The following is a 21,550-nucleotide window of genomic DNA, read 5'->3' as shown; positions in this document are numbered from 1 at the left end:
ACCTTTGAACCGTTATAAGATACTACATAAATCCGAAAGATGGAGAATACGAACGTAAAGCCTGCAGAAGGCAAATTAGGAATCATGGTCGTTGGTTGTGGTGCCGTAGCAACAACCTTTATGACTGGAGTTTTGATGACAAGGAAGGGTCTGACGAAGCCTATTGGCTCCATGACCCAATACGATAAGATCCGTGTTGGGCGCGGATCAGACAAGAAATACCTACATTACAAAGACATTGTGCCCTTGGCTGACCTCAAGGACATTGTCTTTGGCACATGGGATGTGTATCCACAGAACGCCTATCAGGCTACTGTTTATGCCGAAGTGTTGAAGGCTAAGGACATAGAACCCGTACGTGAGGAGCTTGAAAGCATCAAACCTCTGAAGGCAGCGTTCGATAAAAACTACGCAAAACGCCTTGATGGCGACAATGTGAAACAGTGTAAGACACGCTGGGACATGGTGGAACAGCTGCGGGAAGACATCCGTCAGTTCAAAGAAACACACGGATGTGAGAGGGTAGTGGTCATCTGGGCAGCATCAACAGAGATCTATGTGCCTTATGATGAACGCCATCACAAGACGCTCGCAATGCTCGAAGCTGCCATGCAGGTGGATGATCGGGAACATATAGCACCGTCTATGTGCTACGCTTATGCCGCCTTGAAGGAAGGATGTCCTTTCATTATGGGTGCTCCAAACACCACTGTTGACATCCCAGCGATGTGGGAATTGGCAGAGAAGACACGTATGCCGATAGCTGGAAAGGACTTCAAGACAGGGCAGACACTCGTGAAGTCGGGCTTTGCACCTATCATCAAAACCCGTAATCTGGGCTTGGCAGGATGGTTCTCAACCAATATCCTCGGCAATAGAGACGGCTTAGTGCTCGACGAACCGGCTAACTTCCACACCAAAGAGGTGAGCAAACTCTCAACACTGGAGACCATCTGTAAGGCAGATGACCAACCAGATCTCTACGGAGACATCTATCATAAGGTACGAATCAATTACTATCCGCCACGTAATGACAACAAAGAAGGATGGGATAACATTGATATCTTCGGATGGATGGGCTACCCGATGCAGATAAAAATCAACTTCCTGTGTCGTGATTCCATCCTTGCAGCACCGCTATTGCTCGACTTATCGTTGCTGTCCGACCTTGCTGCACGTGCCGGAAGATACGGTATACAACGCTTCCTGAGCTTCTTCCTGAAGAGTCCGATGCACGATTACACACGTGAAGAGGAGCCTGTGAACAATCTCTTTGAGCAGTATACGATGCTGAAGAATGCCATCAGGGAGATGGGAGGCTATGAGGCTGATGAAGAAATAGACTAAAGGATGACAGGATATCAGCCCTCCACACATTCTAAAACTAAACTACAAGATGAATATACATTCGAAACTAAAGATACAAAACATATCATTTCTCTCAAATTTTTCTGAGAGGCGAAGGGGAAGAGCATTAGGATTAGTGAGTCTGGTATTGCTCTTTTCCTCCGTCTTTCTTCATGCGCAGCCACTCGACTCGGTCATTGTGAAGGCTGATACGCTGCCCGTGAGGATCGACTCCATGACTGTTGAGGGAGATACTGCAGCCATTGAGAAGGATTCTCTACTGCAGTTGATGGATTCTTTAGCGAAAGAAATGTCGAAACCAACCGTAGTTGACAGTACAATGCTGCAGTGTTACGTCATTGATTCACAGACAGGAGACAGCATTCCGTACGCTAATGCACTCTATCAAAGGCTGAAAATCGGTGCATCAGGGGATGCTGAAGGCCACTTTAGCATCGTCCGTCAGGCTGGAGAGCAGCTCACTGTGACATCAGTGGGATACAAACCACGCCGCATAAAGATTACAGACAGTACGCCAATGACGCTGAACGTCTCACTTGTTCCCGACTCAAAGCAGCTGCAAGGAGTGGTGGTCAAGGCGAAAAGAAGGCATAAGTATTCCCGAAAAGACAATCCCGCGGTGGAGCTGATGCGGCGTGTCATAGCGGCAAAGAAGCAGACCCACCTTGAGAACCACGACTTCTACCAGTATGATAAGTACCAGAAGGTGACGATGGCTATCAACAATCTGACCCCAGATGACCTCGAAGGATCCATGTTTAAGAAAGCTCCTTGGCTCCTGGATCAGGTAGAAACATGTCCGTATAACAATAAACTCATCCTCCCGATATCTGTTGATGAGACGCTGACACAGCACATTTACCGCAAAGATCCGCGTGATGAGAAGGACATTGTGCTTGGACAATCAACGAAAGGTATCTCAAAACTCATTCAAACGGGCGAAGCGATGAACACGGTTGTGAAGGATCTCTTCAAAGATATCAACCTTTATGATGACCAGATTAACCTACTTCAGAAACGATTCCCCTCTCCGATAGGCTCTACAGCCATCTCTTTCTATCATTTTTATATCGATGATACGGTTTACGTGAACCAAGATCAGTGCATCCGACTGCAGTTTATGCCAGCCAATCAGCAGGACTTTGGTTTCCGTGGTGAGCTGTATGTGCTCAACGATAGTTCGTTGCACGTGAAGCGATGTGACATGCAGTTGCCTGCCAATACGGGTGTAAACTTCGTTGATGCCATGAAGTTCCAGCAGGAATATACCAAGCTTCCGAATGGGGAATGGGCATTGACAACGGACAATATGGTTGCCGAACTCAAGGTGACCGACTTCCTCCAGCATGCCATTGTCATACGAACAACGGGGCTTACCAACTATTCTTTCGCTCCGATAGCAGACAAACTCTTCAAGGGAAAGGCTAAGATCACGTATGATGCAGCTGCTAAGATGCGCGACAATGACTTCTGGGCAGACCACAGAACAACCAAACTGACAAAGAGTGAGGCTGGTATGGACTCCTTCATCAAGAACATGTCGAAGACAAAACACTTCAAATGGATCATGTTTGCATCGAAGGCTTTGATTGAAAACTTCGTCGAAACAGGATCGGAGAAGACTCCAAGTAAGGTGGACATAGGACCGGTTAACACGTTTATCTCCAAGAACTTCGTCGATGGGATACGTCTGCGTGCATCGGCAAGGACCACTGCAAAGTTCAATCCACACTGGTTCTTTGAAGGCTATTATGCCTATGGAACGAAGTCACACCGAAGCTATTACGATGCGAAGGTGACTTATTCGTTCAATAAACCAGAGTATCAGCCGATTGAATTCCCTATCCGTACGCTCTCATTTGAGTCGAATAAGGATGTGGAATCACCTTCAGACAAGTATCTTGTACACAATAAAGACAACATCTTCATGACCTTCCGACCCGTGAAAGTGGAGAAGATGGCCTTCATCAACCGACAGAAGCTGAACTTCATGTGGGAGACTGACTACGGATTGGCTACCAGTGTGGAGCTGAGAACGGAGAGTAATGTGCCGACAGGGAAGCTCATCTATGAGAAGATGGATGGCTCTCTGGTGGATAAAGTGCGCATGACGGAGTTGATTGTCGGGCTAGATTACCGTCCGGGACAGTCTTATGTCAACTCGAAACAGCAACGAATGGCTGTGAATCTCGATGCTCCTGAGTTCAAGATAACCCACACTATGGGCATACAGAACTTCCTTGGAAGTGATTTTAACACGAATCTCACGGAGGTTTCAGTGTATAAACGTTTCTGGTTGGGCAGCTGGGGACATGTTGACACACGTCTGCAGGCGGGTGCACAATGGAACAAAGTGCCGTTCCCGTTCCTCATTACGCCACCGGTGAACACCTCTTACTTTGAGCATCTTGAGACTTTCAACCTCATGGAGAGCCTGGAATTCCTCAACGACCGTTATGCACAGTTCAATCTTGCATGGGACTTGGAGGGAAAACTCTTCAACCGTTTGCCACTGATAAAGAAGCTGAAGTGGCGTGAATACTTTGCTTTCAAGGGTATGTGGGGGCACTTGACGGACAAGAACAACCCTTACTTGCCGAAGAATATCAATGACCCTGAACTGTATAAGTTCCCTGAAGGGACAAACATCATGACCCGTGACCCTTACCTGGAGCTTGTGGTGGGGGTGCATAACATCTTCAAATGTCTGGAGGTTGATTATGTTCGACGCCTCACATACACACATATGCCGGGCATATCGAAGAACGGAATAAGGTTCGGATTCAACCTTGTGTTCTAAGATCGGGTGCCTTGAATGTAAGGAAAAATCATGGATGGGATGGCAATACATATCCTTTTGCATCTTAAAAGGGCACCTTTTGCAATGTAAAAGGTGCCCTTTTGACGTGTAAAAGACGCCCTTTTGAAGGGTAAAAGGACGTCTTTTACGAGCCTATCTGTAACTGATTGATGAAGAGAAGGTTACCAAGGCGTTTTTGAAAGGAAACAGATGATTGGAGAAGAGATTTGCGTTTGAAAACTGTAAGGTTATTTCATAGTAAGCTATCGAGCCCGTTTCTTGAGCTGAGATGCGTCTTCGTGCGGCATGACAGTTGACGCGATTGGGGAAAGAAGTCGGGTAGGAGAGGACGCAACAGTGTGTATAGTCGGACGACGACGGGAGCTGTCCCGCTTGTCCAGAACAACAGGAAAAATCATAGAACAATGTTTAAAGATATTCTTTTAGTAGGTGTTGGGAGTTTCGTAGGTGGCAGCCTTCGCATGGTAATATCAAAGTATGTGCAGCTTGCCATTGCAGGTTCGTTCCCTTTAGGGACGATGGTTGTGAACGTGTTGGGCTGTTTTCTGATTGGGATCTTCGCCTCATTGCCAAGCGATAATGGGGGAATCAGTCCTGCAGTGCGCCTTCTTCTGACAACAGGATTCTGTGGTGGATTCACCACTTTCTCTACGTTCATGAACGAAAATGTAGGTATAATAAAAGGCGGAGATGGTCTTACCACCTCCGCCTTGTATGTTTTCGCCTCATTGGCGTTAGGCTTTCTTGCCGTTTTGGCAGGCAGACAGCTCGTTATCAGTTTACGATAAACGGGCTTATCCCTCCCTTCTCATCTGCTCCAGGAGTTCCTTCTGATGGTCAGAAAGATGATCGGGGAGTTTCACGTTATACGTGATGATGAGGTCGCCAAAGGTACCATCGCCACGGTCGTAACCCTTTCCACGCAAGCGAACCTTCGTTCCGCCCTGTGTCAGAGGTTTTACTTTCAGTTTCAGTTTCTGACCTGTTGAGAGCTGAATGACCACTTCACCGCCCAGAAGAGCCGTGTACATGTCGATGCCAACAGTAGCTTCCATCTGCCCAGGGTTCGATCTGCCGTATGCCTGACCAGTGCTAAAGCCCTGTGAACGACGCCTTCCGCCACCGAATAAGTCCTGGAAGAAGCTGCTGAAGCCACCGCCTCCTCCGCCGAAACTGTTGAAGTCGAAGCCTTCAAACGGACTGCCTCCGCCTCCGCCGGCTGCTCCTCCGCCGAATCCTCCAGCCTGTTCGTAAGCATCAGCATTGCGCCATTGCTCACCATATTTGTCGTATTTTGCTCGTTTCTCAGGGTCGTTAAGCACCTCGAAAGCCTCACTTAGCGCCTGGAACTTTGCCTTTGCCTTAGGGTCATTGGGGTGAAGGTCGGGGTGAAACTGCTTTGCGCGCTTCCTGTAAGCCGACCGAATGTCTTTCTGAGGAATGTTTTTGTCAACGCCTAATATCTTATAATAGTCTATAAATGCCATATATTTTCTTCTCCTTTGTTATTGTTTTTCTCGATGAAAATATAGCAAAGAGCGTGCCATTAGTCCATTCTATCACGGTAATCCTCGTAGGTGTATTCCCTAAGTATCTCTAGTTCGTTATCCGTATGGAGCAAGGCTATGGAAGGATGGGTGATGCCGTTGAACATAGTTGTCTTCACTGTGGTGTAATGAAGCATATCTTCGAAGATGATATTCTCTCCAATCTCAAGGTCATGATCAAAGGTCCAAGACCCCATCCAGTCGCCACTCAGACAGCTGTTGGCACCGAGCCGATAGGTGTGAAGCCCCTGAGCGGCACCGTCTTCATCAGCCAGTCGGGCGTTACGGATGGTAGGATGGTAGGGCATCTCAAGACAATCGGGCATGTGACAACTGAAGCTTACGTTGAGAATGGCTGTATGTATGCCGTGATCTTCTACTATATCGAGCACCTGAGCGACAAGTGGTCCGGTCTGCCAAGCGAATGCGCTGCCTGGTTCAAGTATCACTTTCAACCATGGATGACGTTTGTGGAAGCCCTTAAGGGTGCGGATGAGGCGTGGAACATCATAGTCTTTACGCGTCATAAGATGTCCTCCACCGAAGTTTATCCACTTCAGTTGACGGAACCATGGGCTGAATTTCTCCTCAATATGCTCCAATGTGCGCTCGAAAGCATCACTTCCGTTCTCGCAGTGACAGTGAATGTGGAAGCCATCAACGTCATCTGGCAACGTAGTGGGTAGTTTATCACTCGAAATACCAAACCTTGTACCCGGTGCACAAGGGTTATAAATGAGTGTTTCAACCTCCGAATACTCAGGATTGACACGCAGTCCGATGCTCAGATGCTCGTTCTCCAATCGTGCACGGACGTGATAACGCCCATATTGTGTGAGCGAATTGAAGACAAGATGCGACGAACAACGGGCGATGTCATCAATCTCATAGTCGGTATAACCAGGTGAAAAAGTATGTGTGGGTGCGCCGAACTCCTCGTATCCAAGTCGGGCTTCATAAAGTGATGAAGCCGTTGTGGCACTGATAAACTCACGGAAAACAGGGAAAGTACGCCACAAAGCATACGCCTTGAACGCCAGAATAATCTCTACATCAGCCTCTTTCGCTACGTTACTGATAAGCTTCAGGTTTTCTCGGAGTCGTTGCTCTTCCAGTATATACATTGGTCGGGAGAGCTCGGCATAAGTTAATGGATTTATTTTCATGGTGCAAATATAAGGAAAAATTTGCTGAATTGGGAAATAATCTCTACCTTTGCAATACAAATAAAGTAAAGCATGAAACTGGTCATTATGACTAAGTCCGCGGTTTTTGTGGAAGAAGACAAGGATAAAAGAATGTTCTTCGGGGAGAAATGGGCACGTTGCCATGTCTCGAAGGGTTGTTATCCCCCGCTTTATTTGTACCCTATTCCGTTTTATTCATCATCAGGTAGTACTTGGAAAGTCGGCTTATTGCAGGATTTTCGAGTTGCTTCGTGATGCCATTTATTTGCAATAAAGATCATACCTTATCAATAAAAAAGAACTAAAAGAAATGAGTGAAAACAACTCTTTTTTGGTATTCTCCGGAACAAAGACGAGATACCTTGCTGAGAAAATCTGTGCCAGCCTTGGCTGTCCACTTGGTAATCTTGTGATGACGCGCTTCTCTGATGGTGAGTTCGTAGTCTCTTATGAGCAGAGTATCCGTGGTAAAGACGTGTTCCTTGTGCAGAGTACCTTCCCAAACTCTGACAACCTAATGGAGCTTCTCCTGATGATTGATGCTGCAAAGCGTGCTTCTGCACGGCACATCATCGCCGTAATGCCTTACTTTGGATGGGCTCGTCAGGATCGTAAAGACAAACCACGTGTGAGCATCGGCGCTAAACTGGTGGCTGATTTGCTGAGTGTAGCAGGTATCGACCGCCTCATGACGATGGATCTTCATGCTGATCAGATCCAAGGTTTCTTCAATGTTCCTGTTGATCACCTCTATGCAAGTGGTGTTCTTCTGCCGTATGTGCAGAGCTTACACTTGAAGGATCTCGTCATCGCCAGTCCTGATGTGGGTGGTTCAAAACGTGCCAATACATACGCAAAGTATCTGGGTTGTCCGCTGGTTCTGTGTAACAAGACCCGTGCACGTGCCAATGTTATTGACACGATGCAGATCATCGGTGACGTGAAAGATAAGAATGTCATCATTGTTGATGATATGGTTGATACGGCAGGTACCATCACCAAGGCAGCAGACATCATGAAAGAGGCTGGCGCAAAGAGTGTTCGCGCCATCGCCTCACACTGTGTGATGAGTGGTCCTGCTACTGAACGTGTTGAGGCTTCAGCATTGGAGGAGATCGTTTTCACGGACTCTATTCCTTACACAGATCGCTGTTCAAAAGTAAAACAAATATCAGTCGCTGATATGTTTGCCCACACCATCGAGCGTGTTGTTAATAACGAAAGTATTTCAAGTCAATACCTTATATAGTAAAGACATAGCAATCATTTTTTGTTTAACAAAAGAGCTGGCCATTATTGGTCAGCTCTTTTCCTTTTGAAGCCTCTTCCTCACTGTGGCATCTGCTGTGTGTTGTTCCTGTGTTTGTGCTCATAGCCCACGTTATAGATTGTTCATCATCATACGGTATGTTGTGTTTGTGAGCATCGTTTGTCGTTAGAGAAAGAAGGATCTATCATAAAATGATTCAGAATAGTTCACGTAGAGGATGGTTTTTGTCTAAGGTGTAATTGTGTTTATGAAGTTCGCTTTATGAAAGTCTTTGTGTTATCACTTTGCTTTATGCACGTAAGAATAGCATGGAAAATCCTATATAAAGCACATGAAATCCACCCCTTGTTTTACTCGAGACATGTAAGAATAGTATGAAAATTCCTATATAGAGCACATGGTATACACCCCTTGTTTTGCTTGAGACATGTAAGAATAGTATGAAAATTCCTATATAGAGCACATGGCATACACCCCTTGTTTTGCTTAAGACATGTAAGAATGGCATGGGAATAACTAGCCTTCCTTTGTCTTAGGTACATACGAATGGCATGGAAATTACTACCTACTGCACATGGAATACATCCCCTCCTTTGCTTTAGACACATAAGAATGCCATGAAAAATCCAATATAAAGCACACGAAATACACCTCAATCATGAAGAAAATCATTTCTTCTGAAATTTCTCTTTTAAATATTTTGCAGTCTCAATAATTATTCATAACTTTGCACTCGCTTTCAACAAGGAAGCAGGTTGACTACAAATCACACCTTCTGGAGAGATGGTAGAGTGGTCGATTACAACGGTCTTGAAAACCGTCGTACCGAGAGGTACCGGGGGTTCGAATCCCTCTCTCTCCGCTTTAGGTACTCTGAACAGACCAACAGAGAAATCCTAACAAAAACGTAAGTATCATAGCTACAAGTAGTTATGATACTTTTCTTTTATATCTATTCTTCTTGTCAGAGTACGTACAGAGGGGGTAAATACTCCCAAAATACTCTACAATGGCTTTATATCTATATGTCACTATAAAGGACGACTTAATGGACTATTAGATTAATGCAAAGAGAACTGGGGCTCCCGACCCAGTTCTTCTTACGGATAATAAGTAATCATTTTTTTTGAATACTTATCTCATATTTTTTATTAGTTCTATTATGACTAGATAGAACTTTTGAACATATTGCTTAGATAAAATCTTATACTAATTAAAATTTACTTTATAACTCTTAGTTGAGCTTTGTTCTTTCCTTCAAATAAGTCTGGATATTCTTGTAAGAAAGCAGTTTCAACATCGATTCTATTCATTTTTAAAGTTTCTGCAGCACAAGACAACTTTTCACGATTGTAATCTATTAAAGATGCCCAATCCATCAAATATGAACGTATATTATCATTACCAGAATTCATGTTTGGGTACACAAAATGCTCAGACGTAGACGCATTTATCTTTTGTCGGGCGAAAGCATCTAATTTTGACGCCACAAAATAGATTTTAAACATTGTGTTACTTTTCGAATACTCATTATTATTACCCAACTCGTATAAAAAGCTCTCAATGCAAACAGTTTCAGGTTGACCTATTTGGATTGCAGGTGCAAAAATAATAACCACAGAGAGCTCCTTCTTATTATAATCTAATCGCCGTTCATTGAAGGTAATTTGGCTTATCAGCTTTCTAACAGATGGCTTACAGCCTGTGATAGCAGTATATTTTTTAGTGACTTTTTGAGGTATATACTTCGAGAATAGCCCCTCTAACACGTTTGTAATACCCTGTTGGGGCTGAGTTGGTATAGAACTTAAATATTCATCACCCAAAATCCATGAATTCTTAAAAATTGTGTTGGCGACCTTTTTATATAATTCAATATGCTTATCAGTCTCACTTAAAACTATTTTTTCCAATAATTCTAGACTTTGTAGTTTGTTTGCTATACGTGAAGAAAAGTTTATAATTTCTTCAAGGTTTGTCTTGTCTAACAAATCAATTAAACTACACCTACTTTTTTTACTTAACCCGACAACATGATTTATAATAAATGAAAGATCACCATCATCTATAACCTTGCGCAGCAATAGATATATAAGAGCCCGATTTGAGTCATTACGATTCAAAAGATGCAGGTCCTCTTCTAATATAAAGGCACTCTGCTCAAAAACACTTGCAGCTAATGGAACCAATGATGCTTCTTCTGAAGAAAAGGGATAGTGCTTGTCTTCTTTTAATTTTTTAATAAAAGAAGTAAATTTGCTATTATCCTTCTTAAAAAACTCATCGATTGTTCGTTTGAGAAACTGTGATAGTGCCTGCCAATCATTATTTAGACCACCGAGTATACTGTTGTCAACAAAATCTTGACTTAAATAATCTGATTCGATTAGAATATACTGTGTACCCATAGAAGGAGCATACCACATTGAATTGTATGCTAACTCCAATGCAGTAGATTGAATATCACCATTATTGCACTGTACAAAAATCCTAACTTTTGCTTCTTCTAATTTTAGATTAAAATATTGCAATCTTATTTCATGTTCCTTCCCAAAAGGATCAGTGTACGTCACCTTTTGTAACTTAGGAGTACTCTTAACAAAATCAGAACGCTTTAATTTATTCCCATTTACCACAAATTGTACTTTTCCCTCAAAGATATACAATGGATAATGTTGAAACAACTTAAAACTAAAATTTTCAGGTAGAAAATCAGTTCCCAATTTGTTTCTTGGAGAACACTTTTCTCTATTTGAAAACAAATTAAATATTTCTACTTCATATCCACAAGTAGCTGGAGACGACAATTTCTCGTGGTCTACATAAAAGTCTATAGTAGATAAGTCGTCTTTCTCAAATTGAGAAATATCAAATTCAACATTTGTACGAGTAAAAATGTTTTCGCTTTTTTCGTACCCAACTGTTGAAATGCGCATATTACTTCCTATTTGCAACCCACTAAATCTACCTACACCAAATCCGTTAGGCTTGTTATCTGTTGCAATTTCCAATATACTTTTAGGAAATTTTGTATATGGGACCCCTTGCCCATTATCAATAATTTGGATTCGCTCAATTTTATGATATTGCCAATCGCTCTCCTCCTTTTCAGATGGGATGAGGTTTATGTTTATAGAAGTTGCATTAGCCTGTATGGAATTATTTATTAATTCCTTTAAAGCATAAAATGTATTTTTATTGCGTGTTAGAACCTTGCTCACAATACGAGCATTAGTTTTCATGTGCATTTTTACCATTTCTACCGAATCTTATTTTGCGTAATCTGGGATGTTTCCTAATGTTGGGCGATGAGTCTTTGGCTTTTGCCAAATTTCCCGACATAAGGTTTCAAGCTCGTCTTCAAAATTTTTATCTTCCACGAAATTATGCCCCTTATTATTACGTATTATTATAGGAAATGCCGTCTTAAATTCTCCTTTTCTCAAACATGGGATAAATTTTTTTGAGCCTAAATGTTGAAAAATTTGAGAGCGAATAATACAATCCTCAAAAGCCACACCAGTCCCTTGGTCGTAAGATTTTACTAGATATTCATCTGTACCTATAACAAGAACCTTATCGGCACGATCTATCCCTAAATCCATGAATTGAGGAAGCAAAGTACCATCCTCCAAATACTGGTCAAGTAAAACATAAATACCTGCTTTTGTTAATCCCTCCGCTAATTTTGCCACCCATTTTTGATGTTCCTTAGAATCCCACGAATAACTTATGAAAACTACAGGACGGTCAGTTGGTATTTCTCCCAGTATTGATTGTTCCATTTTTTGTCTTCTCTGTTCATTCTTTAATTGTTCTTTTTCTAAAAGCAATTTTTCCTGAACTTTACCCTCTGACTCTGCATTATCAGAATTATTTGCATCTTCATTTTTTTCAGTTATAGAGTTCTTTTGGGTAAACAATGGTATGCTATAACGGCTTAAAACTTCTTGAATCGAATTTGAAGCTTCTTTTGGTTCCTTGACTCTTTCTATAAACTTTTGAATTGCAATGGGCATCTGCAAAGATTCATTTATCATTGCAAGACGTTTTTGAGTATATGCTAAACGTGAAAGGCCCTCTCCAAAATCTAAAGTTTGAATTCCTCGACCTTCTACAAAAGTATAGTCATCAGGAAATCCAAGTGACTGAAATAAATTCACCAACTCTGTTCCTTTAAGGTAATTCTGCGAATATGCGTCCTTCGTAGCCATTATACCAGCAATAATATTAATGGCCAAGGGTGGATAAGGTGACTTCTGAGCTTCCATCATTTCAAATCTAATGTATCGTCTTCATTTACTTCTACTTCATTTATATCCGTTCCCATAACGACTTCAAATCGTTTGAACATGGAAAATATCTCTTCAAAAGTTAAATCTGTTGAGGGGTAAAAACGTACATACTTATACTGATCACGATCCCAACATATGTAACTCACAGTAATATGAGGCTTTGCATTTTGCCCACCTATCCAAAGGGTACAGCCCTTACAAACATACCTGTTAGAATCATACTGCTTAAATTTTTCTATCAAATAATTTTGAAGAGAATTCATATAAAAATCAGAGACATCTGCTGCAGCTGTCCCTCTCAAATCATTATATTGTACGGATGCTATCATAATCGAATTATTTAATAACTCCACAAAAATACGAAATAATCCACAACAATAGCAGACTTAATGTGAAATATGTAGCAAAAAACTTTCATAAGGCACAAAATTAGTTTTGATGAGTTTATCATACTATATAATCTTACACCTTTATCGTTAGATTAGGCTCATTTCTACAAGATAATTTCCCAATGATGTTTACTACAGATATGCTTCTATTAGTTTGCTTTACCCTCAACTGCGAGGTGGAGAGAATTTACGCTGTAACACTGGTTGACGCTATCCATACATGAGGATATTACATACCTTTATACAGTTGGTGAGCATTCTTACCCCATCTGATTGATATAATTGAGCAGGAAGTCTTCGATTCCTATATATAAGATACCTGCTTCATCGTGCCATTGTATGATATAATCCTTAACCACAACTATCTTGATGAATGAATCGTTGATCTTGGTGAGTGAGTTGATCTCCTGCAAACGTTTGTTTTCATCTGCAACAGTGAGGGCGGACTGAATATAATAGCGATCGTGGCCACGCTGACAAACGAAGTCAACCTCCAGTTGTGACCGTTGACGATTACCTGCAGTATTAGTAACCATAGTTTCAACGACACCTACATCCACACTGAAACCACGAGCAGTAAGTTCATTATAGAGGATATTCTCCATGATATGATTTTCTTCTTGCTGACGAAAATTCAGGCGTGCATTGCGGAGACCTACATCTGTGAAGAAGTATTTTTGCTGTGCTCCAATGTATTTGCGTCCTTTTATATCATAACGTTCTGCCTTCCTAATGATAAAAGCGTCTATAAAATGATCGATGTAAGCAGAGATTGTTTGATGTGCGATATTTTGCTTCTTTATTGATTTAAAGGTGTTCTCTAGCCTGGTAGCATTAGTTAGACTGCCCACAGATGATGCAAGATAATTCAACAAATCTTCCAATACATTTTTGCTTGCCTTGAGCTGGTTGCGCTCTATCACATCCGTAATATAGGTCTTTTCGAAAAGTCCCTGTAAGTAAGCCGCTTTCTCTGCGTGTCCATCCTTATGCATCACAAAGGGCATACCCCCATACATCATAAACTCGGTCCAGGCCAATCGACTGCCCCCTTGATATGCAGACACAAATTCATCGTAGGTCAATGGATTGACTCTGATTTCTTCACCTCTATCCTTAAATTCAGTGAGAATATCCATTGAAAGCATTCGGGAGTTACTACCTGTGACATACAAATCGATATTAGGTTCTTCTTTCAGTCCAAGTAGCACATCCACAAAACTAATTTTCTCATCAGGATTGTCTGGTAGATAAGGATTTTGAATACTATCCACCTTTTGGATCTCATCCAAGAGTACATAAAAATAGCGGCTCTTGTCGGCACATATTTCCCTAATATATTTACCAAGTTCAAATGGGTTACGATATTTGGCGTTTACGTCTTCATCCAGCGAAAGAATCACAATATCTTCTTCGCCTACGCCAGATGCAAGAAGATGTTGTCTAAACAAATGATTCAAAAGGTATGATTTACCGCAACGGCGTATGCCTGTAACGATTTTAATCATACCATTTTGTTTCTTAGCGATAAGCTTATTTAGGTATCTGTCCCTTCTAATCTCCATATCTATCTTCTTTTTTTGTATCACTGTAACAGCTTTCGGTTACAAAGATGGAAAAAATAATTGAATTATCATAATTTTCTATCTTCTTTTTTTGTATCACTGCAATGTTTTTCGGTTATAAAGGTGAGAATATGTATAGGTCTTCACTAAATGCTATCTTCTTTTTTTGTATCATTGTCACAGTTTTCGATTGTTGATCACGATGAATTATGTGTTTTCTCTTTCAAATTGCAGTTAATATATTCATTCAGTGCGGTAATATAAGGCTCTTCCCGTGGTATCTCACTTGTGAAAGTCCATTTGAAGTTCTCAACATCGATATATTGCGAGTAGAAACTTATTTCCTCAATAATCTGTTGTGCAGTTTCAGGTATGGTATCTTTAATCTCTGCATAGAAAAACAGAGAGCCATTCATTGCCCAGGCTCTTACGGCTTTCTTTCCATTACCGTATTTATCTATGAAGAGCTCTATTTTAAATTCTCCTCCATCAATATCCTTTATATGTCGTATCGAGCAATTATAATCTTGCAAGGTATCAAGTAACTCAAAGTCAAATTTCCCATCTGCATAATCACAGTGCCATTCGAGATGTTGTGTTGCATCGGTTAATTCAACCTCATCGTTTTCATGCATATCGACATTGTCTCATCGAGAATTTGATCACACGGCGGATTTCCAAACTGTCTGGCCTTGTAAGACAAAATAAGGTATGCTTCTTGGTTAAAATGCGATAAATCAAGAAATCTACCTACTAATTTGTCGGAAACAACCAAAAGAGTACCTACTTGTAACAGCAACCTTCCCTTATAATATACAATGGGGTAAGGTCTGTCTAATTTGATGATTGAACTTGTCAACATGTTCTATATTTTTTATTCTTTGCTTATTCTTCTTCTGTTTCCACAGGTTTTTTGATATTCGTATAATAGACTCCAGTAGGATTGCCTCCGAAGCACCAGCGAATGATTGTATTTTCATCTTCATTTCGAGGTGTTACTTTTGTGCCATCTCTTAATGTAATTTCAACCCATTCGTGTTCTCTATACTTGATGTATGCAACTTCTTCTTTTCTGAAAGTAATTGCATTTACACATAAAATACCCTTTAGTGCATTTTTAAGAAGAGCACATTGGATCCACCCCAAGTCTGTTATGTGAAGGGAGTGGTTCAAGTACTCCTTGATGAGACTATCAGGTAAAATATCTTTTATATCACTGATGCCAGAATCTTTATATCTTTTAGTAAGATACTCTTTGACTTTATTTCTGTCAAAAGGAGCGATATTTTCTCTCACATACTCTTCGGCCTGTTCCTTATTATCGAAGAACTTATCTGGCGCATCAAGTCTATAAAAGTCGTCACCACCATAAGAATATAAATATGGCTTATTATCATCATCAAAAATGACTTCTACTTCATCAATCTCACCAATATCGGTTACCAAAATTTTGTTTTCGTTGTGCATTTGTGATGTCTTTTTAATTTTTTTTCTAACTATAGTTATAGATAACTCCTTGCGAAATTATTTCGGCAACGCACCCTGTCCGATGGCCATGCCACCATTCAGAATTGACCATAGTTACGGCAGTGATGGTGTCTATCAACTTTCCATCGAAGCCTATCCTCCCTATGGTATCAAAGGCCTCACTCAATGTGTTGTAAGTCATGTAGCCACCAAGTGTATTGGGATTGTTAGTTTGGTAGAGTGTGTAGATTTTCTTCATCGTCATCACTTAGGGCATCATCATTGGTCGTAAAACAGGAGTTTATAGCACCGAATACAAGTGCAACGACTATCGCCGGAACTACTATGAGTACGTCTGGGGCATCCTTATTTTTCCTACCAATCCACTTCTCTAAAATAAATATCGTAAGAAGTTCGAATAAGAATTTAATCTCTCGGTTAAACTTGCTAATACCCTTAATCATAACTTAGATTTCTAATTGAACATGAAAATGAAACTCGTGGCATAGACAACTTATCTGTTTGATTACATTAGGGTCTTGATTGTATGGAAAGAATATAATCCATTCTTTAGAAAGGCATACAACTCCTTTTTTTCTTAAGCAATACAGCAGATAATACATCCTCTTCACCATTTTGTTCATAAGCCTTTGCAGATTTGTTATGGTTAGTCTTCATCATTTGATCGTGTATTGCCACTATAATAAGTAAGATGTCAAAAGGATCGGCTTTCCTTCTATATCTAATCATATCCCAAAGTGGTAGGATAGCTATGCTAAGAAGCTGTTTCCAAGTCATCATACCTTCATCAAATCACGTATTATTTTTTTGTCAAACCAATAAGTAGCACCGATCTTTCTGATAGCAGGATCGATTTTGCCACTCTTTACAAGGCGGCACACGGTAGGCACACTACAATGAAGATACTTGGCAAGCGACTTGTAGCCAGAGACCCAGGCATCTTCATCAAAAAGTTTTTCTGACGTAGCTTCGCCCCCTCTTTTGTACTCTGACATAAGAGAAACGAAATCCTTTACTGATAGCTCCGCCAAAGGAGTTTGTAGGAATGATTCTGATAGTTTCATATTTTACACTTTAATACATATAGACACAATGGGCACATATGGGCCACTGTCATCGTTACGATTAGAATAAAAGCTTGTCGGGAAGAAAACTATCTTGCCAAATCGACAAAATGTATTAAAGTGTCTCGAAACGACATTGCAAAGATAAGCAAATTTATTTCATACAGCATCGTTTCGAGCTATTTTTCTATTCATCAAACTGTTTCATGTATTCAGACTTCACTTCGTCTGCTATATCTATATAAGGTTTCATTGCCTTATAATCACTATGACCTGTCCACTTCATCACCACGCTTGGTGGTATGCCTTTGGCCAATGCGGTACAGATGAAAGTACGTCGTCCACAACGGGTTCCAACAAGTTCATATTTAGGCTTAACCACATCAACTCGTTTATTCCCTTCGTAATGGGTTGTCTTTAAAAATAAAGAAGATAGAGGTTATAGTTAGAAACTATCTTAGGTAAACTACCAACTTTTGAATTCTATTAATATAGTTACTTTAATGAGAGCAATTCTCCTTTTTTAAGTATAAGATTTTACCGATATCTCAATAATATAATTGCATAATATACACTGTTAATATGAGATTTACATCTATACGCAAGCGTACAAACATTTAGATTTGACCCACTTTTTGACCCACTTTTACTTATTGTAAAATATTTTCTCAAAACCTCACAAGTTATGAAAATAATGTAGATATTTTTGAACCCCCTAAAATTTGACCCACTGCTTGACCCACTTTTTTTCACGGAGTATTAGAACCTAAGTTATCAAAAAATAAAATGTCATATCAAATTATATCAGTAACTTCTTGATGTTCTGATAATTTTGATATGATTTGATATAAATCTTTAATGATTTTGTATAGATGTCCGCTTCCCTCTCTCTCCGCTTTAGGTACTCTGAAATGAACATCAGAGAGAAATCTAAGAAAATCGTAAGTATCATAGCTACAAGTAGTTATGATACTTTTCTTTTATACCCATCCTACTTTTCAGAGTATGTACAGAAGCAGCGGAAACTCCCAAAATACTCTACAATGGCTACAATCTGGCTACACTTTTTGAGGCAAAATAAAAATTGTAGCCAAGAGTTCGTACAGAGTACGCATAGAGTACACGCAAATTGCTGTTATTCAAATAAATATGTCGAACTTTGCAGCGTGGTTACAGAAGTTTATCTCGCTAATAATTCAATCTTTTGGCTACAATTCTATTAGAAGCTGGCTACAATTATTGAATTTTGGCTACAACTTTCCTTTCCATGGCTACAATTAAAAAACAGCAGCGCAAATGAAAACCATTTTCAGAGCAGTCTTCTATCTAAGAAGCAACTATGTGAACAAGGAGGGTAAAACACCCGTAATGTTGAGAATCTATCTCAACAATGAACGACTTTCAATTGGCTCGACGGGCATTGCTGTCCAACAGTCCCAATGGGACAGGGAGAAGGAACGGTTGAAGGGAAGGACAACTGAAGCACTTTCCACCAACCTCGAACTTGACAACATTCAGAGCGGACTCCAGACCATCTTCAAGAAAGTCGAGATGACGGACGAGGTGTCCTTGGAGCGTATCAAGTCGGAGTATCTTGGTAAGAAGGAGGATGTGGACACCCTAATGAGCCTCTTCAACAAGCACAACAGTGACGTTGCACGGCAGGTAGGCGTGTCGGTCGAAGCTGCAACCTTACAGAAATACAACGTCTGCAAGAAACACTTTTCAAATTTCCTTCGTGTTAAATACGGTCGGTCTGACATACGCTTGTCAGAACTCACCTATATTATCATACACGACTTTGATATTTATCTTCGAACGGTTGTCGGGCAGAATCCCAACACCGCCACAAGGATGATGAAAACCTTCAAGACGATTACCATTCTGGGCAGGAAACTTGGTGTCCTGCACCATGATCCGTTCCTCAACATCCGTTTTCACATGGAACCGGTCAATCGTGGATTCCTCACAGACGAGGAAATCCTTAAAATTGCCAACAAAGATTTCGGCATCGGTCGTTTGGAACTTGTAAGGGACGTGTTCGTGTTCTCGTGCTTCACGGGACTTGCGTACATAGACGTGTACAACCTCGCTCCGGAAAACATCGTCACGCTCAACGGCAAGCAGTGGATAATGACCAAGCGGCAGAAGACGAGCGTGGAGACCAACGTTCTTTTACTTGATATACCCAAGAGCATCATTGCAAAATATAGTGGCAAGACCTATCGTGACGGCAAACTTTTCCCCATGCTGACGAATCAAAAACTGAATAGTTATCTGAAAGAAATTGCCGATATTTGCGGTATCAAAAAGAACCTGACCTTCCACCTCGCCCGGCACACATTTGCCACGATGTCACTATCCAAGGGAGTTCCCATCGAATCCGTAAGTAAGATGTTAGGACACACCAACATCAAGACAACGCAAATTTACGCCCGTATTACCAATAAGAAGATAGAACACGATATGGATGAACTGGCTGACAAGTTGGGTACTTTCAATACGGCATTAGGCATTTCCCCAAAATAATGTATATAACCCTAAAACTTTGAAATTATGACAACGACAAAGAAAGAACTTTCCTACTTCCGTCTGAAGTTAGAAGCGTATCTCGGAGAGCATTTCCCAGAGAGAGAGAATGACAATGCGTTTGTAACCGCTCGAGCAGACGAGGCTCTGACGGCTTACTGCGATGCCGTGGCACAAGGCTTCTCGCATCCCGAAGCAGAGAGTATGGCAAGCGAAGTGTTGCATCGAGGACTGCATTTTTCAAAGTATGATACGCTTGTGTCTGTCTTGGAGAATGAGTTTGAGAAAGAATTGCCCTCCCCACTCCCCGAAAGACTGTCCCCGATACTTTTGAAGAACAAGGCTGTGCAAAGCGTTTTCGACAAGTATGAGCTGTCAGATGACTTCGGTGCAAGTCCTGAGTATGAGAAACTCTACACCGAACTGACAGGGACAATCGTTCTGATCATTGAGGTCAATGGTCTGCCAACGATAGGCGGTGAGAACATGACTTGATGTGACACCATCGGGAGCTTTTGTAGTGTCAAGAGCCAAGATAAACGCTCCGCTCCACACGCCAAGAGTTTGTACTAACACTTGTCTTTGTGTAGCCTGCGCATCTTGTTATTGCTCTTGAAACTATTAAAAGCTCCGATATGAATACAATCATCATGAATCAAGATGTCCACACACCTGCCTTCATCAAGGCAGACGCATCGAACAAAACCGATAAGAACAAGCAGCAGCCGATTTCTCCCAAGCAAGTCCGTCGTTTCGGTTGGACACGCTTCATCGAACTAGCCACCCTGCTTTCCATCGTTATCGGTGTCATTTGGCTTATCTCGAAGATGGTAACACCGCAAGTCGTAACTGCCGTCTCTGTCATTGCAGGTTTTCTGATACTACGCTTTATAGTCAGGGTAATTCTAAAAGTGACAATTACGCTGCTGAGCATTCTCTTCTGGCTGGTAATTCTCTGTGCCATCCTGCTTTGCGTGCTTTGAGAAGCACGGCTCTGTAATACCTTTCATGTTATTTCATTAGGTGGTTATCTCGTATTTTGAGATAGCCACCTTTTCTATTTTCCACTACGGCTGTTGCACTTTTGCTTCTTTTCCTATGCTCCACGATATGCGATGACAAGAAGACGGATGCTGTTCCCTTTTTATCCGCAAAGGTAGTACGGGGCTTGTGGCTTTCCCAAGGTCCTAAGCCGCTTGGTTTGTCTGGAAAATCTCCACACCTACGGGTAGTATTTTCCGCCAAAACCTTGTGTAAGCCCGCCCCGCTACCTCTTTTTTGCTACAAAAAGGAATCAGCATACTCCGATCTTTGGACGCATAAAAAAAATGTCGCTATGGATAAGCAAAAAGGAACTCGAAGAGGGCGACCGAAGGGAAAGCCAAATACAACATCTTCGATGAACAGAAAAGGATATAGCTCCTCCTCTCATTACCGCATTAACCCTGTGGCTGAAAAAAGTGAGCAAGTGTTGGCAATTAAGTTTGTACAATGGGACGTTCCCCCTTTGGAGAGCCTTTGTAATAGCAAAGTATATCTCCTACGTGTGAAACTCTATTGTGGCGAGCGTATGAGCCGTGAGGAAAAGAATTGGCTATGTGAAGCAGTGAACTCTAATACCTACTTCCGTACTGCCGTTCCCCTACAAGGCTATCGCTTTGACTTCTTTGATGTACTGAAGAAATATCTTGTCAATCAGTACGGACAATGGACAGAGTATTACGCACCCGACAGAACAAGCCTAAGAGCCTACCTGTATGGACGTATCAATCAAATAGTTGAAATTCCCAAGTATTAACAACATCAAAACATATACGACAATGAAAGGAACAGAACATTTCACACGGACAATAGCCGAGTATCTTAATCAGCGTGCTATGACAGACCCCTTGTTTGCCCCTAACTTGATGAAACCGAACAAGAATATCGAGGAGTTGGAAAAGCCACACTAATTTGACCCACCCTGGCAAAGTATTTTAGACCCAGTAAAACGATTTATTATTGACCCACTAAATGCCCTGGTCGGG

The 21,550-nt window shown here is 41.3% G+C and carries 19 protein-coding genes, 1 tRNA gene and 2 pseudogenes; 10 read left to right on the top strand and 12 right to left on the bottom strand.

Going from position 1 to position 21,550, the window contains the following annotated elements; genetic code table 11:
- The first annotated feature begins 39 nt into the window (after nt 1-39).
- The 3 genes from ACZ48L_RS10245 to crcB all read left to right on the top strand — a co-directional run bounded on the left by ACZ48L_RS10245 (nt 40) and on the right by crcB (nt 4,977).
- On the top strand, nt 40-1,347 hold the full coding sequence (locus tag ACZ48L_RS10245; protein WP_025792199.1) for an inositol-3-phosphate synthase: 1,308 nt from the start codon (nt 40-42) through the stop codon (nt 1,345-1,347).
- 289 nt (nt 1,348-1,636) lie between these two features.
- Nucleotides 1,637-4,168 (top strand): DUF5686 and carboxypeptidase-like regulatory domain-containing protein, encoded by a 2,532-nt coding sequence (locus ACZ48L_RS10240; RefSeq protein ID WP_464722080.1) that lies wholly within the window; start codon nt 1,637-1,639, stop codon nt 4,166-4,168.
- Nucleotides 4,169-4,593: 425 nt separating this feature from the next.
- Nucleotides 4,594-4,977, top strand: a complete 384-nt coding sequence (gene crcB, locus ACZ48L_RS10235) for a fluoride efflux transporter CrcB (RefSeq protein WP_008823892.1) — start codon at nt 4,594-4,596, stop codon at nt 4,975-4,977.
- Between the two features lie 6 nt (nt 4,978-4,983).
- Here the strand turns inward: crcB and ACZ48L_RS10230 are convergent, their stop codons facing one another.
- Together ACZ48L_RS10230 and nspC are read right to left on the bottom strand one after the other, a co-directional pair.
- The gene (locus tag ACZ48L_RS10230; RefSeq protein WP_025792203.1) at nt 4,984-5,676 is read right to left on the bottom strand and encodes a DnaJ domain-containing protein; all 693 of its coding nucleotides are present in this window, start codon (nt 5,674-5,676) and stop codon (nt 4,984-4,986) included.
- A 59-nt stretch (nt 5,677-5,735) separates the two neighbouring features.
- Nucleotides 5,736-6,902 (bottom strand): carboxynorspermidine decarboxylase, encoded by a 1,167-nt coding sequence (gene nspC, locus ACZ48L_RS10225; RefSeq protein WP_025792204.1) that lies wholly within the window; start codon nt 6,900-6,902, stop codon nt 5,736-5,738.
- Between the two features lie 331 nt (nt 6,903-7,233).
- Here nspC and ACZ48L_RS10220 point away from each other — a divergent pair, with 331 nt between their 5' ends.
- Complete coding sequence (locus ACZ48L_RS10220; protein WP_025792208.1) at nt 7,234-8,172, top strand: ribose-phosphate pyrophosphokinase; 939 nt, start codon at nt 7,234-7,236, stop codon at nt 8,170-8,172.
- Nucleotides 8,173-8,970: 798 nt separating this feature from the next.
- Nucleotides 8,971-9,055 (top strand) — tRNA-Ser (locus tag ACZ48L_RS10215).
- 358 nt (nt 9,056-9,413) lie between these two features.
- Here ACZ48L_RS10215 and ACZ48L_RS10210 read toward each other — a convergent pair.
- From ACZ48L_RS10210 to ACZ48L_RS10165, 10 genes and pseudogenes are all read right to left on the bottom strand, one after another.
- A complete protein-coding gene (locus ACZ48L_RS10210; RefSeq protein WP_159102213.1) occupies nt 9,414-11,435 on the bottom strand; it encodes an ATP-binding protein in 2,022 nt (673 codons plus the stop codon).
- A 27-nt stretch (nt 11,436-11,462) separates the two neighbouring features.
- Entirely contained in the window at nt 11,463-12,467 is a 1,005-nt protein-coding gene (locus ACZ48L_RS10205) for a toll/interleukin-1 receptor domain-containing protein (protein WP_025792211.1), read from the bottom strand.
- Complete coding sequence (locus ACZ48L_RS10200; protein ID WP_025792212.1) at nt 12,464-12,817, bottom strand: hypothetical protein; 354 nt, start codon at nt 12,815-12,817, stop codon at nt 12,464-12,466. Before ACZ48L_RS10200 ends, ACZ48L_RS10205 begins: the two co-directional genes overlap by 4 nt.
- Before the next feature lie 320 nt (nt 12,818-13,137).
- Entirely contained in the window at nt 13,138-14,442 is a 1,305-nt protein-coding gene (locus tag ACZ48L_RS10195; RefSeq protein ID WP_025792213.1) for an ATP-binding protein, read from the bottom strand.
- Nucleotides 14,443-14,639: 197 nt separating this feature from the next.
- On the bottom strand, nt 14,640-15,077 hold the full coding sequence (locus tag ACZ48L_RS10190; protein WP_025792214.1) for a hypothetical protein: 438 nt from the start codon (nt 15,075-15,077) through the stop codon (nt 14,640-14,642).
- Nucleotides 15,078-15,327: 250 nt separating this feature from the next.
- The gene (locus tag ACZ48L_RS10185; protein WP_025792215.1) at nt 15,328-15,909 is read right to left on the bottom strand and encodes a hypothetical protein; all 582 of its coding nucleotides are present in this window, start codon (nt 15,907-15,909) and stop codon (nt 15,328-15,330) included.
- A gap of 25 nt (nt 15,910-15,934) precedes the next feature.
- Entirely contained in the window at nt 15,935-16,168 is a 234-nt protein-coding gene (locus ACZ48L_RS10180) for a hypothetical protein (RefSeq protein WP_219524779.1), read from the bottom strand.
- A 311-nt stretch (nt 16,169-16,479) separates the two neighbouring features.
- A complete protein-coding gene (locus ACZ48L_RS10175) occupies nt 16,480-16,710 on the bottom strand; it encodes a hypothetical protein (protein WP_025792217.1) in 231 nt (76 codons plus the stop codon).
- Nucleotides 16,707-16,994 (bottom strand): DUF3853 family protein, encoded by a 288-nt coding sequence (locus ACZ48L_RS10170; protein ID WP_025792218.1) that lies wholly within the window; start codon nt 16,992-16,994, stop codon nt 16,707-16,709. Before ACZ48L_RS10170 ends, ACZ48L_RS10175 begins: the two co-directional genes overlap by 4 nt.
- Before the next feature lie 187 nt (nt 16,995-17,181).
- Nucleotides 17,182-17,406 (bottom strand): annotated as a pseudogene (locus ACZ48L_RS10165) (site-specific integrase); the annotation flags it as partial.
- An 884-nt stretch (nt 17,407-18,290) separates the two neighbouring features.
- On the opposite strand from ACZ48L_RS10165, the gene ACZ48L_RS10160 reads away from it, so the two are divergent.
- The 5 genes and pseudogenes from ACZ48L_RS10160 to ACZ48L_RS10140 all read left to right on the top strand — a co-directional run.
- Entirely contained in the window at nt 18,291-19,523 is a 1,233-nt protein-coding gene (locus ACZ48L_RS10160; protein WP_025792220.1) for a site-specific integrase, read from the top strand.
- A gap of 27 nt (nt 19,524-19,550) precedes the next feature.
- Nucleotides 19,551-20,018: a DUF1896 domain-containing protein gene (locus ACZ48L_RS10155; protein ID WP_025792221.1), complete on the top strand. Its 468-nt coding sequence runs from the start codon at nt 19,551-19,553 to the stop codon at nt 20,016-20,018.
- A 140-nt stretch (nt 20,019-20,158) separates the two neighbouring features.
- Nucleotides 20,159-20,506 (top strand): hypothetical protein, encoded by a 348-nt coding sequence (locus tag ACZ48L_RS10150; protein WP_025792222.1) that lies wholly within the window; start codon nt 20,159-20,161, stop codon nt 20,504-20,506.
- Nucleotides 20,507-20,859: 353 nt separating this feature from the next.
- Nucleotides 20,860-21,321 (top strand): hypothetical protein, encoded by a 462-nt coding sequence (locus ACZ48L_RS10145; RefSeq protein ID WP_257879373.1) that lies wholly within the window; start codon nt 20,860-20,862, stop codon nt 21,319-21,321.
- A gap of 22 nt (nt 21,322-21,343) precedes the next feature.
- Nucleotides 21,344-21,457 (top strand): annotated as a pseudogene (locus ACZ48L_RS10140) (Cas9 inhibitor AcrIIA9 family protein); the annotation flags it as partial.
- Nucleotides 21,458-21,550 lie beyond the last annotated feature (93 nt).

This window comes from Prevotella histicola (genome assembly GCF_055385135.1).
This window is presented reverse-complemented; position numbering and strand designations above follow the sequence as displayed.